Source organism: Ruegeria sp. AB7, assembly GCF_056542625.1.
In genome coordinates this window covers 83373-99240 of sequence record NZ_JBQGAC010000008.1, presented here as the reverse complement: position 1 = coordinate 99240, position 15868 = coordinate 83373, and the positions used below count along the sequence as shown (strand labels likewise).

The window sequence follows — 15868 nt, the reverse complement described above, 5'->3', positions numbered from 1 at the left end:
TTTGAGCTATGCAACCCTATCCCTCGTAGAACGCAAAGAAACAGTGTTATCAAGCCAAGGCGACATTGCTTCTGCAACTGCCAAAGCAACTGGCACCGCAACGGCATTGCCGAATTGCTTGTATGCTTGTGTGTCGGAAACTGGAATCTTCCAAGGCTCATTTGAACCCGGTCTCTCAAATCCCATTAGCCTCGCACATTCTCTCGGAGTAAGTCGCCTTGGGTTCCGTCGATTTTGTGCGACTAATATTTCCGAACCATCTTTATAATACCTTGCGCTTAGGGTTCGCGAAACACTTTCAGGAGTACAGAGACCAAAACCAAAGCCATTTCCAGCAGCTTTATGCTTGGCCGCATACCCTTGCAAATAGTTCCACAGCTTGTCAGAGAGGGTATATTTTTTTGCGACCTTCGCTTTTCTGCCTTCTGTATAAGGATTTTCTGGACTCTCTGAACCATCTTCTGGATGGAGTATGCTTGATAATTTCGGACGTGGCAGATCTGGGATTTTTACATCGTCGAGTGAAAAATCTACTGGAACATCACGTCTGAAGCCTGCAATGAAGATTCTTTGGCGATGCTGAGGTAGCCAATTTTGCGCATCAATGACTTTGTGGTCTACTTGGTACCCCAACTCGTCTAGCGAATGTAAGATCACTCGCATAGTGTTTCCCTTGTCATGCGATAAAAGGTTTTTAACATTCTCTAAGAGAAACGCTCTTGGCCGATGCTGTTTTAGAATTCTCACAACGTCAAAGAATAGCGTTCCTTGTGTCTCATCCAGAAAGCCGTGGAGCCGACCAAGCGAGTTCTTTTTGCTAACACCGGCTATGGAAAATGGTTGGCATGGAAAACCAGCGAGTAACACGTCATGTTCCGGAACTAACGACGCGTCAATCTTCGTTATGTCGCCTTCAAATGGGTGGTTGTCGCCAAAATTTTCCAGATATGTAAGTTTGGAAAAACTGTTCCACTCACTCGTGAACACGCACGTTCCTCCTATGCCTTCAAAGCCGAGGCGGAGACCTCCGATACCTGCGAACAAGTCAATGAAACGAAAATTTTGGCCTGTAGATTGCATTGGTTTGCCTTTTGTCTATGACAACGATATCTAGCCAAAACTGCAAAATAAACAACAATATATGCTTGACACTGCTTTAGAATCCTTCGTTCAGCGAGTAAGGACTAAAGTGGCGAATTCTTGCAAGAGTTCCAATGGACTAATCCAACGCAAGTAATGGGTAGAACTTGTAGATTGGTTGGCCCGATTTGACTGGTCCAAGGTAGGCGGCATTCAATCGCCCCCTTAAGGAAGCCAAGCCGGTTCACGCCCAGCGCTTAAGAGGTCTCCAACTGTACCCTTACGGAAGCGGAAGCAAATTTCGGTAAGTTGAGAACAGCTTCCAGCAGCGGTCATTAAACGGACTGTCGCGGAAGCGGAAGCAACTTCAAACATCAAAAGAATTTCTAGTAAATGAACAAACGTATTGAACCTCCGGTGGAGGGCGAAAGCCCTTTGCCGTCGCACTCCTTTTGCCTTTCTTGTGGGTTTCCATTCAAATACCGAAAGAACAAGAAATATTGTTCTGCCCGCTGTCGAAAGGCTGAGAGCAAACGCAGAGAACGACGCCAGACACCGTCAAACGCCAAATCCAGCTACGATAAAGCGAGACAACAGGAAGAGAAATTTGAACTCGCTCTGAGGATGTCAGAAAGGTTGTACACACTGCCACCCGGAGAGCGGTTAGGATACATTGAAAGCATAATCCAGCTAGCTAGGAATGGTGGGTCTCCGATCATCAGAGATATTCTCACTACTCCAAAGCTGCTACGTCCCAATCCAGAAGAACATTGGTTGTTCTACCGAAAGCGACCAAGGGCCTACTGTACAATTGCTCAAGCGGCCAATCGCTATACCCTCAGCTCTCCTTGGCGGTCGTCAGTTGACCGTGTCGTTAAGGGGCTCGTTCCTGATCCTGCTACCGGTGAGGTTTTTGAGGATGGCTCCAGTGATAACCAAGGACGAGGCTTCCAATCATCAAGGCAAAAGCGTCGACACCCTTATATAGACGCAAGCGGTCACATCGAAGATAATTCTTCAGCGGAGGCAACATCGAAATGATTTCTTCAGGATCACTTAGAGTATGCCGAGGGTAACTTTAGAGAAGCAGTTGCTTGGATCAACCTCTTAGGCGCTGACCTAAGCCACGTAATGAGGACATTAGGCAAAACCCACCGAGAGGGTCGATGGGTGCCTTTAGAACTCCAAGAGATAGTGCGTCTTATGTAACGGATTTTTGGGATTCCGGGCTTTCCTCAGAGGGTTCAGAGACAACAGCTTTCAAAGCCACTGAGGGACCGTTTTTCAGAGGTAATAATGAGAACAATAAACCCTCTCCTTTTTGAAGTCGGTTACCCAAACCCCCCACCCCTTCGCTTCCTGCCAAAATGCTGCCAATAGGCCAAGGTTCTGTGTCCATCTTCTGAGGGTGGCGGAAATGGTGGCAATGAAGTCGATTTCGGCTTTTGGCAAGCAATTGCCTCAACGTCTAGGAACCAAAAGGAGATCACCACCATGATCATCGGATACGCAAGAACATCTACACTAGAACAGCAAGCAGGACTGGAAGCCCAACAGAAGATACTCTCGGAAGTTGGATGCGAGAAAATCTACTCCGAACAAGTCTCCTCTGTTGCCCGTAGAGAGGCGCTTGGTGAAGCTCTCAGCTACTGCAGGGAAGGAGATGTCCTCATTGTCACCAAGCTTGACCGCCTTGCTCGTTCAGTCGTGCATTTAGGCGAGATCGTGGACGACTTAACTCAAAGAGGCGTCGATCTAAGAGTACTCGACATGTCCCTTGATACCTCCACAGCTACAGGGAAACTCATGCTTAACGTCCTAGGGTCTATCTCTCAGTTTGAAAGGGAGATGATGCTGGAACGGCAGCGAGAGGGAATAGCCAAGGCCAAAGCTGAGGGAAAATACAAAGGCAGAAAACCGACCGCACGTATGAAGGCTTCTGAGGTGCTTCAGCTACTAGGGCAAGGCTACAAGAAGCACGAGATCGCCCAGTGCTTAAGCATCTCTCAGAGATCGGTCTATCGGATCGTTAATGAGGCTCATCAGTCAGTGGCTGTGGAAGGTCATAGCTGAAATTGAGCACTCTCTTCAGCGCCTAGTGCTTTTCGAGCGCGACGCCACTCATCGACTCTAGAGTGGCGCTTCATCCCTTATTCAAACCCAAACCACTACCCAAAGTTACGACGCTAAAAATTGAACTTTAGCGTGAACGGAATGCATGCCGGAATTTTGGCGACGCAAACAACCGAGCTTTTCGCTTCGAACTACCCCTCCAATCAAAATAGGAAGAAACACATGGCAAATCACGACGCCAATCTCAATCTGGAGCGCCTAAAAACGGACGCTCAAATCGCCGCTAGGGAACTGAAGGCAAAGTCGGATAACGACTATTTCTACTACTTCGACCGGCGCATGAAGATTGGTCAATACCAACACCAGCTTAGAATGACGATCATCAGTAGCAAGGAATATGGTGCTCGTTTGGCTAAGGACATCCCAGAAACACAAGAAATGGACGTTGCTCTAAGATGTAACAACCTTTGGCTGTACAAAGCACTGCACGTTCCAGGGTCAGAAGGAAATGACATCAGAGAAGTCTTGGGCATCAAAGCCTTGTCAGACTTTGGATCGTACAATGCGACAGTAATCAAAAGAAGATATAAGGAGCAAATTCAACGATTGGCTGAGGAAGCGCAATCTTCTGTTAGACATATGTCGATCTTAAACGAACGTTCCAAAATAGATACAGATCACTGCTCACGAAGTGAGGACTCGCAATGCTTTCGAGACGCCGAAAACAACGCAACCAAGACACTCTTGGAACTGCATTGAAAGATGCACGATTAAGGGAAGGATTCACCCAGAAGGCTTTGGCCGATGCGCTCAATATCGAACACCATACAATGATCAGTCAAATGGAGCTCGGCTACATGGCTATACCAGCTTCGCTCTGGGTCCCAATTGCTGACACCCTTAGGATTGACCGGTATGTCTGGCTGCTTCGCTGTCTCCAGGAATACCACCCCGACATCAACCGTTCACTATTCGGCAAACTAAGCCGAAGAGACACGGCTGACTTTCTAGAGGCCCTTCACAAGGGTCAACTGACAGAACTGCTGAGTAAGCAGAAATAAACCCTTAACTTCACGCACACGAAGATCACAACCCTACGCGCATTGCGTACGTGGGGCCTATTGGCGTGCCCAAATGACGGGATCGCTTGGTCTTCGTGTGGCTAAAGGAATAGCACATGAACCTCTACAAACGTGATCGCTCACCCTATTACCACTACCGCTTCAACGTAAATGGCAAGGAGTATCGAGGGAGTACTAAACGGAAAGACAAACAAAGTGCCAATCGAGTGATGATGGCCGAATACAACAAAATCATGGACATCGCTCAACACGGCGAAAAGCCAGAAATCACGCTGAAGGATGCGTGCACGCTCACGGTTGGGAGCGTGGAAGGCCGTACAAAGGAAAGTTACCAGTATGCCACCAACAAGCTTCTCGGGCTTACAACAGCCTTTCAGGGGCGCTGGGCATTGGGGCCTGAGCGCCACCTTTCATCTCTTACTGACGATGACCTAGACGACCATCGAATGGCCCGTCAGGAAGAAGGAATGAGACCGAATACCATTAATTTGGAGCTAAGGTTTCTGAAGAGGGTGAACAACTACTGCCGTAAACGCTTTCGCACTAACCCTGATCTAGACTTCCGCATGCTCAAAGGTTTTGCAAAGTGCCGGTCTCTATCGATCTCGGAAGAGCGTGCAGTCATTGCATACTGCCTCGAGAAAGAAGCTGAGTTCGGGGAGGGAGCGTGGCAAAAGGCACATGATCTGTTCATCTACCTTATCGACACCGGAGTTCGCCTCGGGGAAGCTCTAGCCGTAGAGTGGCCCGACATTGATCTCAATGAGAAGGAGATCGACAACTACAACTTCAAAACTGGTAAGTCGGTTTTCGTTCCCATTAGTGACCGCGTTGCCGAAATGCTCTCGCGTATTCAAGAGCAGGAGAGACCTTTCACCTCAATGGATCGGGCCGTGAAAAACCTTAGAGAGGCAATTCGGGTTATGTGCCCGTCTACTCACAGGGTACTAAATGAGAAAGGCAAGGCTACAATCCATTCCTGCCGCGACACATATGCCACTCGCATGTTGAACAAAGGTATGAGGTTGGAGGAAGTTTCACACCTTCTAGGTCACGCAACCGTCCAGCAAACTCAGAAATACGCAAAGTTTGCCAACCGGCCAGTTGCGGCAAAAGCACGGGTGTACCTAAACGCAGACTGACCCAACGAAATCACTCAGCACGTTTTTCGGAACAGTATGTACTTACTATACTTTTCGGGAACGTGCTGAAGTGGTTAAGTATTTGCTTTAATTGAAAAAAGTGGTGAGCCGTGCAGGATTCGAACCTGCGACCCACTGATTAAAAGTCAGTTGCTCTACCAACTGAGCTAACGGCCCACTCTTTTTAGGATCTCTTCGATCCGCAGCACTCTGTAAGGTAAATACCCGACCGGGTTCAAGACCTTATTTCGTACTTCAGTTCGCCGTCATTCGTATGAGTTCGGCGCCCCGATAGGCGGCCTAATTAGGCAGGTGGAACTGGGGGGTCAACCCCTTTTTTCAGGAATCTACGCGACAGGGTGGATTCATGTCCGGACCGGCGTTATACGCCCGCCATGCAACAGATACTCGACACCGGTTTGGCCTTTATGAAGATGCACGGGTTGGGCAACGACTTTGTCGTTGTCGATGCGCGCGCGCATGCCGTGCCGGTCACCCCGGCCCTTGCCAGGGGAATCGGGCACCGGCAGTTCGGCGTGGGATTCGATCAGTTGGCGGTTATCGAACGCGGTGAAGCGGATGCGCATCTGGTGTTCTACAATGCCGACGGGTCGACTTCGGCTGCGTGCGGCAACGCCACGCGCTGTATCGCCCGGTTTTTGATGAACGAAACAGGCAAATCCGAACTCACGCTCACAACTGAACGCGGCACACTGCAGGCCCGCGACGCTGGCGATGGACTGACGTCGGTGAATATGGGGCACCCCCAACTTCTTTGGAACGAGATTCCCCTGGCGGAAGAGATGGACACGCTGGAACTGCCGATAGAAGGTGGTCCAACAGCGACCGGCATGGGCAACCCGCACTGCACTTTCTTTGTCGACAACGCCGAGGCCATTCCGATGGAAGAGTTCGGCGCGCGTTACGAATACCATCCACTCTATCCCGAACGCACCAATGTTCAGGTCGCACAGATAGTCACACCCGACCACATCCGCATGCGGGTGTGGGAGCGAGGAGTGGGGATCACTCTGGCCTCGGGGTCATCGTCTTGTGCCACGGCCGTCGCTGCAGCACGCAGAGGTCTCACTGGGCGCAAAGTACAAGTTGACCTGGATGGCGGCACAATCTGGATCGACTGGCGCGAGGATGGGGTCTGGATGACGGGACCCACAGCCCATGTGTTTTCGGGCACGCTGACGCCTGAATACCTGAGGTCACTGGAATGAACCCGCCTAAGTTCAGCACTCTGGGCTGCCGCCTAAACGCCTATGAGACCGAAGCGATGAAAGAACTGTCGCAGCAGGCTGGCCTAACGGATGCTGTGATCGTCAACACCTGCGCGGTGACCGCCGAGGCCGTCCGCAAGGCGCGGCAGGAGATTCGCAAGCTGCGCCGCGAAAACCCCTCGGCACGTCTGATCGTTACCGGGTGCGCTGCGCAAACCGAGCCGCAGACCTTTGCTGCCATGGACGAAGTAGACGCAGTCATCGGCAACACCGAAAAGATGCAACCGGATACCTGGAAAGGCATGGCCGCCGATTTCATCGGTCAGACCGAGGCGATTCAGGTTGACGACATCATGTCTGTCACGGAAACCGCCGGGCATCTGATTGATGGCTTCGGAACCCGCTCACGCGCCTATGTACAGGTTCAGAATGGCTGCGATCATCGCTGCACCTTCTGTATTATCCCTTACGGCCGGGGCAATTCTCGCAGCGTCCCTGCGGGCATTGTGGTGGATCAGATCAAACGATTGGTCGATAGGGGCTACAACGAAGTTGTTCTGACCGGGGTCGATCTGACCTCATGGGGCGCGGATCTGCCCGCTCAGCCGAAACTGGGCGATCTGGTGATGCGCATCCTGAAGCTGGTGCCAGACCTGCTGCGCCTGCGGATCAGCTCGATCGATTCAATCGAGGTGGATGAGAACCTGATGCAGGCCATCGCGTCCGAGCCGCGCCTGATGCCGCATCTGCACCTGTCCCTGCAACACGGCGACGACCTGATCCTGAAACGGATGAAACGCCGCCACCTGCGCGACGACGCCATTCGTTTCACGGAAGAGGCCCGCAAACTGCGCCCCGACATGACCTTCGGCGCCGACATCATCGCAGGCTTCCCCACCGAGTCAGACGCCCATTTTGAGAACTCGCTCAAACTCGTCGCCGACTGCAATCTGACCTGGCTGCATGTCTTCCCTTATTCCAAGCGCACAGGTACTCCGGCGGCCCGTATCCCGCAGCAGGTGAACGGCACCATCATCAAGGAACGTGCCGCCCGCCTGCGCGCTGCCGGTGATGTTCAGATCCAAAATCACCTGACCGCACAGATCGGCAAAACCCATCATATCCTGATGGAAAACCCGCATATGGGCCGAACCGAACAATTCACCGAAGTCACCTTCGACGCTCCACAGCCGGTAGGCCAGATTGTAACCCGCAAGATCACCGGGCATAGCGGCCTGCAACTGCAAGCCTGATCCGCCCTTCATCTGGCCAAAAATACCTCGGGGATGAATTGGCCGCAGGCCAAGAAGGGGCTGGCCCCTTCCACACCATCGCAACAAAAAAACCCCCGTCACCGTGATGGCGCGGGGGTTTAGTTTTTAGTTATACGTCGACCTTAGTCCAGACGTTTGCCCTTTATCGGTGCCCACAGGCGCTTGTTCACAAGGTACAGCAGAACAGACAGAACTGTCAGGAACAGAACACCGACGAAACCGGCATTTTTGCGCTCCATCATTTTCGGCTCGGCGCTCCACATCAAGAAGGCTGCTATGTCTTCGGACATTGCCTCAACGGTTGCAGGATGTCCGTCGGCAAATTCAACCTGATCTTCTGCCAGCGGCGGAGCCATGGAAATCCAACCACCGGGGAAGGCCTTGTTCTCATAGAGAACAGTACCGGCTTCTTCCTTTTCTTCACCGGTATAACCATCCAGAAGCGAGGCAATATATTCCGCGCCCCCCATGCCTTTGACCAGCTGGTTGATGCCCAGACCGTAAGGACCATGGAAACCGGCACGGGCCTTCGCCATCAGGCTTAGGTCAGGCGCGCCGACACCGTTGTTGGCCGGGAAGTGGTCGGTCGGGATTGCCGGGCGGAAATCGTCCAGCTCGGGATCGAACACCTCGAAGTTGTCGGCCGCGTAGGTGATGACTTGCTCTTCCGAATACCCCAAATCTTCAAGGGTCCGAAGAGGTACATATTGCAGACCATGGCAGGCTGCGCAGACCTCGGTATAGATCTGTAGGCCGCGCTGAAGCTGGTTCTGATCCCAGGTTCCAAACGGTCCCTCGAACGAGAAGTCGAAATCTTCGATGTGCTGCTCACCGCCACCTGCCGCAAAAGTCGAGGCGGGCGCAAGGGCCAAAGCGAACGCGGCACCGATTGCAAGTTTCTTGAACATGTTTCCGGTCCCTCTTCTTACTCGGCCGGCGTGGCGTCGGCGTTTGCCTTGCCATAATGCGCGTTGAAGTCTTCTTCGATGGTTTCCGGCTGCGCCTCGGGTTTTTCGATGACACCCAGGATCGGCAGGATCACGAAGAAATAGGCGAACCAGTAAGCCGAAGCGATCAGCGAGAAGGTCGCATAGGGCTCTTCCGCGGGCATCGCACCCAGCCACATCAAAGCAAAGAAGTCGATGATCAAAAGGTAGAACCACCATTTGAACATCGGACGATACTTGCCCGAACGCACGGTCGAGGTGTCCAGCCAAGGGGCTAGGGCCATGGCCAGGATCGCACCAAACATCGCAATCACACCAAAGAACTTGGCGTCGATGATGCCGCCGGTGATGAAGCTGGCGAACTGAACGACCCAGACTTCGCCAGTGAACGCACGCAGGATCGCGTAGAATGGCAGGAAGTACCATTCAGGGACGATGTGCGCAGGAGTAACCAGCGGGTTGGCTTCGATGTAGTTATCCGGGTGACCCAAGTAGTTCGGCATGTAGCCCACGATGGCCCAGAACACGACCAGAATGACCGCCAGCGCGAACAGGTCCTTGATCACGAAATAGGGCCAGAACGGCAGCGTGTCTTTCTCTGCCTCGGCTTTCGAGCCACGACGAACCTCAACACCTGTCGGGTTGTTGTTGCCTGTGGTGTGGAAGGCCCAGATATGCACGATCACAAGCGCCGCGATAACAAACGGCAGAAGGTAGTGCAGCGAGAAAAAGCGGTTCAGAGTGGCGTTGTCCACCGCAGGTCCGCCCAGCAACCAGGTCTGGATCGCATCACCAACAAACGGGATCGCACCAAACAGGCCGGTGATCACGGTCGCACCCCAGAAGGACATCTGCCCCCAGGGCAGAACGTAGCCCATGAACGCAGTGCCCATCATCATCAGGTAAATGAGCATCCCGATGATCCACGTAATCTCACGCGGGGCTTTGTATGAGCCGTAGAACAGGCCGCGGAAGATGTGGATGTAGACTGCTACAAAGAACAGCGATGCGCCGTTCATGTGCAGATAGCGCAGCATATAGCCGCCGTTCACGTTGCGCATGATGTGTTCGATGCTGGCAAAGGCCAGATCAACATGCGGGGTGTAGTGCATCACCAGAACGATACCGGTGACGATCTGCAACGCCAGGCAGAACGCCAGGACGATGCCCCAGATCCACCACCAGTTCAGGTTCTTGGGGGTTGGGATCATCAGGGTGTCATAAAGCAGGCCGACGATGGGCAGACGGCTGTTCAGCCACTTCTCGCCATTTGTCTTCGGCTCGTAATGATCGTGGGGAATTCCGGACATAAGTTAGGTCTCCCTTAGCCGAGCTTGATGGTAGTGGCGTCCACCCATTCAACGGGCGGAATGGGCAGGTTTTCAGGCGCGGGGCCTTTGCGGATACGACCGGCAAGATCGTAGTGCGAGCCGTGGCAGGGGCAGAACCAACCGCCAAAATCGCCAGCATCGCCAAGCGGCACACAACCCAAGTGTGTACAAACACCCATCTGAACGATCCACGCCCCTTCTCCTTCGCCTTCGGGCGAAGGCATGACGCGATTGGCGTCGGTCGCTGGTGCGTCGGCGTTCAAATTGAAGTTGCGAGCCAGCGGGTCAGGCAGCGCGTCGACACCTTCAGCGTCCTGCTCCTGAGCTTCCTGAATCTCGGCACCTGTGCGGTGACGGATGAAAACAGGCTTACCCAACCACTTTGCAGTCAGCTGCGTACCCGGCTCTACCCCGCTTACATCCACACGGATCGAGGACAGCGCCTGAACGTCTGCCGATGGGTTCATTTGATTTACCAGGGGCCAAACGGCAGCCCCGGTGGCAACGACACCTGCGCCGCCAGCGACGTAGTAGAGGAAATCTCTGCGGGTGCCTTCGTGGTCTTCAGCTTGGGACACGAGGTTATCTCCGATTATCTGGCGCCCGCGAACGGGCATAAAGCTCGCGCACCGCACAAGTGCGGCGTCTTAAACGGGGTATCTATCGGGGAGAATAGAGTTCGTCCAGCGCTCTTAAACGCGCAATACGCCGCATCTAAGCATTCATGTCACGGTGAAAGGGCAAAATTTCAATCTCAAATGCAGATTTTAACCCTCAGAGCGGCGAATTGGCGCCAGGCAGGCGGGACATGATTCGGCATCGACCCGCGCTGGTAGATCCCCAAATTGAAATCTCCTCACCCTATGCGAACGCCGCCGATTTCACGCGCAGCTCTACCTTAGGAACACTGTATTACTTCTATTTTAGCGCGATACGATTTCTCTTAAATTATTAATATAAAATAGATATTTCAAACACGTGATTATCTACCAGAATTCGATTGCACTCTAAACGGGAATGCGTGAAAGGCCACAGGCGCAATATTCCCAGCCGGAGATGTTCAATGCTCAAGATAGCAGCAACCGTAGTTTTTGTTTCGCTTCTGACTTCAGTACAGGCGATCGCAGCCGGCGATCCGGCGAAAGGCGAACAGCTCTATAACAGATGCTCTTCGTGCCATGCGATCATCAAAAATGGCGAGGTTCTGGTCAAAGGCGGCATCACCGGGCCGAATCTCTTTGGCGTAGTTGGCCGCACCGCCGGAACTGAGAACGATTATCTTTATGGAAGTGAACGTTTGCCCATCGGGATGTTCACCGACGACATGATCCGCGCCGGGCAAGAAGGGCTTGTGTGGACTGAAGAAAACATCGCCGCCTATTCTCGGGATCCGATCGGGTTCATCAAGGAATATCTGGATGATGACACCGCCCGCCCGAACATGAGCGTCAAGCTGAAAAAAGGCGCAGATGACATCGCTGCTTATCTCGCCACATTCAGCGCTCAATGAATGGAAGGCGAGAACGCGTGCCTCAGGCCTTGCGCATCAACGAGGCCAAGCGCGCCACCTCGCTGCCAAGTCCTGCTGAGTGCACGTGATCAGCCGCGCGATGTCGCGCCTCATCGGGCTTATTCTGATTCAGCTTCCAAGTGCCGTCGATATCCGAGATCATGAGTCGGCAGGGAACGATCATGCGCATCATTCTATCCAGCGCGTCTGGTGTCATCTTGGACGCCAACCATGGCGGCTTTGGCAGCAGGCGATTTTCAAAGTCTGCCGCCTGCCGGTCGAGCAGATTTCGCAGGTCGTCCGTTGGCCGCATCTCAAGCACACCAGTTAGATGCACCGCTACATAGTTCCAGGTCGGCACCTGATCATCGACTTCGTACCAGTCAGGCGAGATATACCCATCCGGCCCCAACACAGCGATCTTCGCAGGTTGCGGCTTTTTCAGCGCCCTAACAATCGGATTTGACCGGACCAGATGCAGGTCAGCCGATGAAGCATCCTCGTTCAGAAGAAAGGGAACGTGGCTTAACAACGGTGCATCCGATGTCGACACCGCCAGAACACCAAAGGCGCGGTCACGCGCAAACTCGATGTGACGCTCGCGCGTTTCGGCGCGAAAGGTGGGATTGGGATGCATATTCGTCCTCCTGCCAATTTCTCTTGCAGAAGCGATATCTCCTTGGCAAGGTCCCACTCGTTCTCAGGGCGGGGCGAAATTCCCCACCGGCGGTATGCGGGCATGACCCGTAAGCCCGCGAGCGGCCCCGGTCTCCGGGGTGTCAGCAGATCTGGTGAGAAGCCAGAGCCGACGGTTACAGTCCGGATGAAAGAGAACGTGCAGCACGCCGGTAATGCGGTGTGCCTGCTCGTGATCGCCTTGGGTGACGTGTCTGTTACGAAAGGAGATCATGATGACACACACCCGCTATGCTTTTGTCAAAGCCAACTGGCATTCAGATATCGTGGATCGCGCGCTGGATGGGTTTCTCGAACTAATTCCGGCCGATCAGGTTGATGTCTTCGACGTTCCGGGCGCTTTCGAGATGCCCCTGCTGGCCCGTGACCTGGCGCAAACGGGGCGCTACGCCGCCGTAGCCTGCGCTGCCTTTGTAGTAGATGGCGGCATCTACCGGCATGACTTCGTCGCACAAGCGGTTGTCGATGGCTTGATGCGGGCCGGGCTCGATTCAGGCGTTCCGGTCCTGTCGGTCTCGCTGACACCGCATCAGTATCAGGAAACGGATCACCACAACGCCATCTATCGCGCGCATTTCATCGAGAAAGGGCGCGAGGCGGCACTTGCAGCGCTTAAGATCAACGCAACCCGCGCCGCGGTGGCTCAAGCCGCCTGATTTATTCCAATCGCGCCGCCCACAGGGCGGCGCTTGCTTCTCTGCAAATGCAAATCCGCTTGAGGACCAAGGCACTCCCCGCTAATCACATCGCTCAAAGGAGCATGCCCCATGTCGATGAACAGTTTTGGCCACCTCTTCCGCGTTACCACCTGGGGTGAAAGCCACGGACCCGCTTTGGGTGCGACCATCGATGGCTGCCCTCCGGGCGTCACAATCGATGAGGGCATGATCCAGCATTGGCTGGACAAGCGCAAACCAGGTCAGAATAAATTCACCACACAGCGGCGCGAACCCGATCAGGTTAAAATCCTGTCCGGTGTGTTCGAAGGCCAGACCACGGGCACACCGGTGCAGTTGATGATCGAGAACACCGATCAGCGCTCGAAAGACTACGGCGACATCATGGACAAGTTTCGTCCGGGACACGCCGACATCACATATTGGCAGAAGTACGGGATCCGTGACTATCGCGGCGGCGGGCGCAGTTCGGCGAGGGAAACGGCATCACGTGTGGCGGCCGGAGGACTCGCGCGTGAGGCTATCCAACAGATCGCTCCGAATGTTCAAATCACCGGTTATATGACCCAGATCGGTCCGCACAAGATCGACCGTGCCAATTTCGACTGGTCTCAGATCAAACAGAATCCGTTCTGGACCCCCGATGCCAAGGCTGCCGAGGATTGGGCGGCCTATCTGGACGACCTGCGCAAATCCGGCAACTCGGTCGGCGCAGTGGTCGAAGTGGTCGCGCGCGGCGTTCCGGCGGGGCTCGGCGCGCCGGTTTATGCCAAGTTAGACACTGATCTGGCTGCAGCCATGATGTCGATAAACGCCGTTAAAGGGGTCGAAATCGGTGAAGGCATGGGCGCCGCCGAACTGACCGGCGAGGCCAATGCTGACGAGATATTCATGGGACAGGACGGCCCTCAATACAGCTCGAACCACGCAGGCGGTATTCTCGGCGGCATTTCGACCGGCCAGGATGTTGTGGTGCGCTTTGCGGTCAAGCCGACCTCGTCCATTCTGACCACCCGCAAGACCATCACCAAATCCGGCGAAGAGACCGAGATCATTACCAAAGGCCGCCACGACCCCTGCGTCGGCATCCGCGCCGTTCCGGTAGGTGAGGCAATGATGGCTTGCGTGATCCTTGATCACCTGCTCCTGCACCGTGGTCAAATCGGCGAGAACCGTGGACAGATTGGCTGATCTGCGCGCTTCGCTGCGCGCGGTCGTCAGGCAACGGATGCAGACGGATCCGGCGCATGATCTGGCGCACCTGGATCGGGTTTGGGTTAATGCGCAGGCGATTGCGGATGATGAAGCCAACCCGCGTGTCTTGCTGGCGGCGTGTTATCTGCATGATCTGATCAACCTGTCAAAAGATGATCCGGATCGGCATCTGGCCTCGATGCGATCCGCCGCTGAATCAGAGCCTATTCTTGAAGAATTCGGCTATTCCACCACTGAAATTGGAGCCGTGCAGCACGCGATTGCCGCCCATAGCTTTTCGGCTAACATCCCGCCCGAAACACCCGAAGCGCGAATATTACGGGATGCCGATCGTCTGGATGCGTTGGGTGCTATCGGTATCGCCCGCAACTTTTCAGTATCGGGCGCCTTGGGACGCACCCTTTATGACCCGTCAGATCCGTTTGCCGAAAACCGTTTGCCGAATGACCTGATTTTTTCAATCGATCACTGGCAAATAAAACTGCTGCGCTTACCCAATGATATGCTGACCGAAAAAGGCAGGGCCATCGCGCAGGACCGAGCCGCGCGGATGATGAGGTTTCTAAAGGACCTGTCAGAGGAAATCGGAGCTCAGCTTCCACTAGACTGGTCCAATCTCTGATACGTCAACTTTGGCCAGTTGATCTTTCCGCCTCAAAGGCGCAGGTTCGCGACCATGGCGAAATCCTTAACATCGCATCGTCCGGCATTGGCCGTGGCGCTTAAGCTTAGTGCGCTCGTGCTGTTCACGACGATGTCTGCATTGGTCAAGGCTTTGTCAGATGATTTCCCGCCGGGAGAGATGGTGTTTTTCCGCTCGCTTTTCGCGATTCCGGTTATCATCGCCTGGCTGGTCTGGCGAGGAGAGCTGGTGCACGGCTTTGTCGTCAAGAAGCCGATGGGCCATTTCTGGCGCGGGGTTCTGGGAACCTCGGCCATGGGACTGACCTTTACTGGTCTTAGCCTGTTGCCGCTGCCCGAGGTAACCGCCATCGGATATGCAACCCCGATCTTCACGCTGATTCTGGCTGCAATCATGTTGGGCGAGCGGATACGAATGATTCGTATCGGGGCCGTCGCGCTTGGCCTCGTCGGCGTTCTGATCATGATCTGGCCCCGGCTGGGTTCAGGCACTGCCGAAACCGCCGCAACAATAGGTGCGCTTTGCGTGCTGGCTGCAACCGTTGCCCGTGCCTTTGTGCAGATACATATTCGCCAACTGGTACAGGTGGATCATCCCGCCGCAATCGTGTTCTATTTCTCTCTCACAGCGACCTTGCTTTCGGGTCTCACAGTGTTTTGGGGCTGGGTTATCCCGACATGGGAGCAAGCCGCATTGCTGGTGACAATCGGCCTGATCGGCGGAGTGGCGCAGATTCTGGTGACCTCGTCCTACAAGTTTGGACAAGCGTCAATGCTGGCACCTTATGACTACACCACAATGCTGTTCGCCATTGTCATTGGTTATTTCTGGTTCGATGAGTTGCCAACCCTGGTGATGCTGGGCGGCGCGGCGTTGGTGATTGCAGGCAACGTCGTGGTGATCCTGCGTGAACGACAACTTGGCCTTGATCGGACTAAAGCGCGATCAGCAACGGATCCCAAAGCCTGA

16 protein-coding genes, 1 tRNA gene and 1 riboswitch are annotated in these 15868 nt (G+C 54.2%); of the genes, 11 read left to right on the top strand and 6 right to left on the bottom strand.

Translation table 11 applies throughout. From position 1 onward, the window contains the following. Window positions 1-6: 6 nt before the first annotated feature. Window positions 7-1080 (bottom strand): DNA (cytosine-5-)-methyltransferase, encoded by a 1074-nt coding sequence (gene dcm, locus ACR0EN_RS18335; RefSeq protein ID WP_480588203.1) that lies wholly within the window; start codon window positions 1078-1080, stop codon window positions 7-9. A 1494-nt stretch (window positions 1081-2574) separates the two neighbouring features. Between dcm and ACR0EN_RS18330 the strand changes: the two genes are divergently transcribed. The 4 genes from ACR0EN_RS18330 (at window position 2575) to ACR0EN_RS18315 (ending at window position 5377) form a co-directional block, all read left to right on the top strand. After that, window positions 2575-3153: a recombinase family protein gene (locus tag ACR0EN_RS18330; protein ID WP_480588201.1), complete on the top strand. Its 579-nt coding sequence runs from the start codon at window positions 2575-2577 to the stop codon at window positions 3151-3153. A gap of 222 nt (window positions 3154-3375) precedes the next feature. Beyond that, the gene (locus ACR0EN_RS18325) at window positions 3376-3912 is read left to right on the top strand and encodes a hypothetical protein (protein ID WP_480588199.1); all 537 of its coding nucleotides are present in this window, start codon (window positions 3376-3378) and stop codon (window positions 3910-3912) included. Further along, the gene (locus ACR0EN_RS18320) at window positions 3858-4214 is read left to right on the top strand and encodes a helix-turn-helix domain-containing protein (RefSeq protein ID WP_480588197.1); all 357 of its coding nucleotides are present in this window, start codon (window positions 3858-3860) and stop codon (window positions 4212-4214) included. The genes ACR0EN_RS18325 and ACR0EN_RS18320 overlap by 55 nt, the downstream gene beginning before the upstream one ends. 116 nt (window positions 4215-4330) lie before the next feature. Next, the gene (locus ACR0EN_RS18315) at window positions 4331-5377 is read left to right on the top strand and encodes a tyrosine-type recombinase/integrase (protein WP_480588195.1); all 1047 of its coding nucleotides are present in this window, start codon (window positions 4331-4333) and stop codon (window positions 5375-5377) included. 101 nt (window positions 5378-5478) lie between these two features. On the opposite strand, the gene ACR0EN_RS18310 is transcribed toward ACR0EN_RS18315, so the two are convergent. After that, window positions 5479-5554, bottom strand: a tRNA-Lys gene (locus ACR0EN_RS18310). Between the two features lie 218 nt (window positions 5555-5772). Between ACR0EN_RS18310 and dapF the strand changes: the two genes are divergently transcribed. Next, window positions 5773-6606 (top strand): diaminopimelate epimerase, encoded by an 834-nt coding sequence (dapF, locus tag ACR0EN_RS18305; RefSeq protein ID WP_170398305.1) that lies wholly within the window; start codon window positions 5773-5775, stop codon window positions 6604-6606. Continuing rightward, complete coding sequence (mtaB, locus tag ACR0EN_RS18300; RefSeq protein ID WP_170819104.1) at window positions 6603-7859, top strand: tRNA (N(6)-L-threonylcarbamoyladenosine(37)-C(2))-methylthiotransferase MtaB; 1257 nt, start codon at window positions 6603-6605, stop codon at window positions 7857-7859. Before dapF ends, mtaB begins: the two co-directional genes overlap by 4 nt. A 143-nt stretch (window positions 7860-8002) precedes the next feature. On the opposite strand, the gene ACR0EN_RS18295 is transcribed toward mtaB, so the two are convergent. The 3 genes from ACR0EN_RS18295 to petA are packed head-to-tail and all read right to left on the bottom strand — an operon-like array spanning window position 8003 to window position 10736. Further along, window positions 8003-8788: a cytochrome c1 gene (locus ACR0EN_RS18295; RefSeq protein WP_170398299.1), complete on the bottom strand. Its 786-nt coding sequence runs from the start codon at window positions 8786-8788 to the stop codon at window positions 8003-8005. 17 nt (window positions 8789-8805) lie between these two features. Continuing rightward, a complete protein-coding gene (gene petB, locus ACR0EN_RS18290) occupies window positions 8806-10137 on the bottom strand; it encodes a cytochrome b (protein ID WP_170398296.1) in 1332 nt (443 codons plus the stop codon). Between the two features lie 14 nt (window positions 10138-10151). Further along, window positions 10152-10736 carry a ubiquinol-cytochrome c reductase iron-sulfur subunit gene (petA, locus tag ACR0EN_RS18285; RefSeq protein WP_170398293.1) on the bottom strand — a complete coding sequence of 195 codons (585 nt, stop codon included), beginning with the start codon at window positions 10734-10736 and terminating at the stop codon, window positions 10152-10154. Between the two features lie 485 nt (window positions 10737-11221). Between petA and ACR0EN_RS18280 the strand changes: the two genes are divergently transcribed. After that, a complete protein-coding gene (locus tag ACR0EN_RS18280) occupies window positions 11222-11668 on the top strand; it encodes a cytochrome c family protein (RefSeq protein WP_170513659.1) in 447 nt (148 codons plus the stop codon). Between the two features lie 22 nt (window positions 11669-11690). Here the strand turns inward: ACR0EN_RS18280 and ACR0EN_RS18275 are convergent, their stop codons facing one another. Beyond that, window positions 11691-12305, bottom strand: a complete 615-nt coding sequence (locus ACR0EN_RS18275; RefSeq protein ID WP_170636651.1) for an FMN-binding negative transcriptional regulator — start codon at window positions 12303-12305, stop codon at window positions 11691-11693. Between the two features lie 55 nt (window positions 12306-12360). Continuing rightward, window positions 12361-12507: riboswitch (FMN riboswitch) on the top strand. A 72-nt stretch (window positions 12508-12579) separates the two neighbouring features. On the opposite strand from ACR0EN_RS18275, the gene ACR0EN_RS18270 reads away from it, so the two are divergent. From ACR0EN_RS18270 to ACR0EN_RS18255, 4 genes are all read left to right on the top strand, one after another. After that, window positions 12580-13020, top strand: a complete 441-nt coding sequence (locus ACR0EN_RS18270; protein ID WP_170613155.1) for a 6,7-dimethyl-8-ribityllumazine synthase — start codon at window positions 12580-12582, stop codon at window positions 13018-13020. Between the two features lie 111 nt (window positions 13021-13131). Further along, window positions 13132-14232 carry a chorismate synthase gene (aroC, locus tag ACR0EN_RS18265; protein ID WP_170819102.1) on the top strand — a complete coding sequence of 367 codons (1101 nt, stop codon included), beginning with the start codon at window positions 13132-13134 and terminating at the stop codon, window positions 14230-14232. After that, window positions 14216-14878 carry an HD domain-containing protein gene (locus ACR0EN_RS18260; protein WP_170625410.1) on the top strand — a complete coding sequence of 221 codons (663 nt, stop codon included), beginning with the start codon at window positions 14216-14218 and terminating at the stop codon, window positions 14876-14878. Before aroC ends, ACR0EN_RS18260 begins: the two co-directional genes overlap by 17 nt. A gap of 54 nt (window positions 14879-14932) precedes the next feature. Next, a complete protein-coding gene (locus ACR0EN_RS18255) occupies window positions 14933-15868 on the top strand; it encodes a DMT family transporter (protein ID WP_170398226.1) in 936 nt (311 codons plus the stop codon).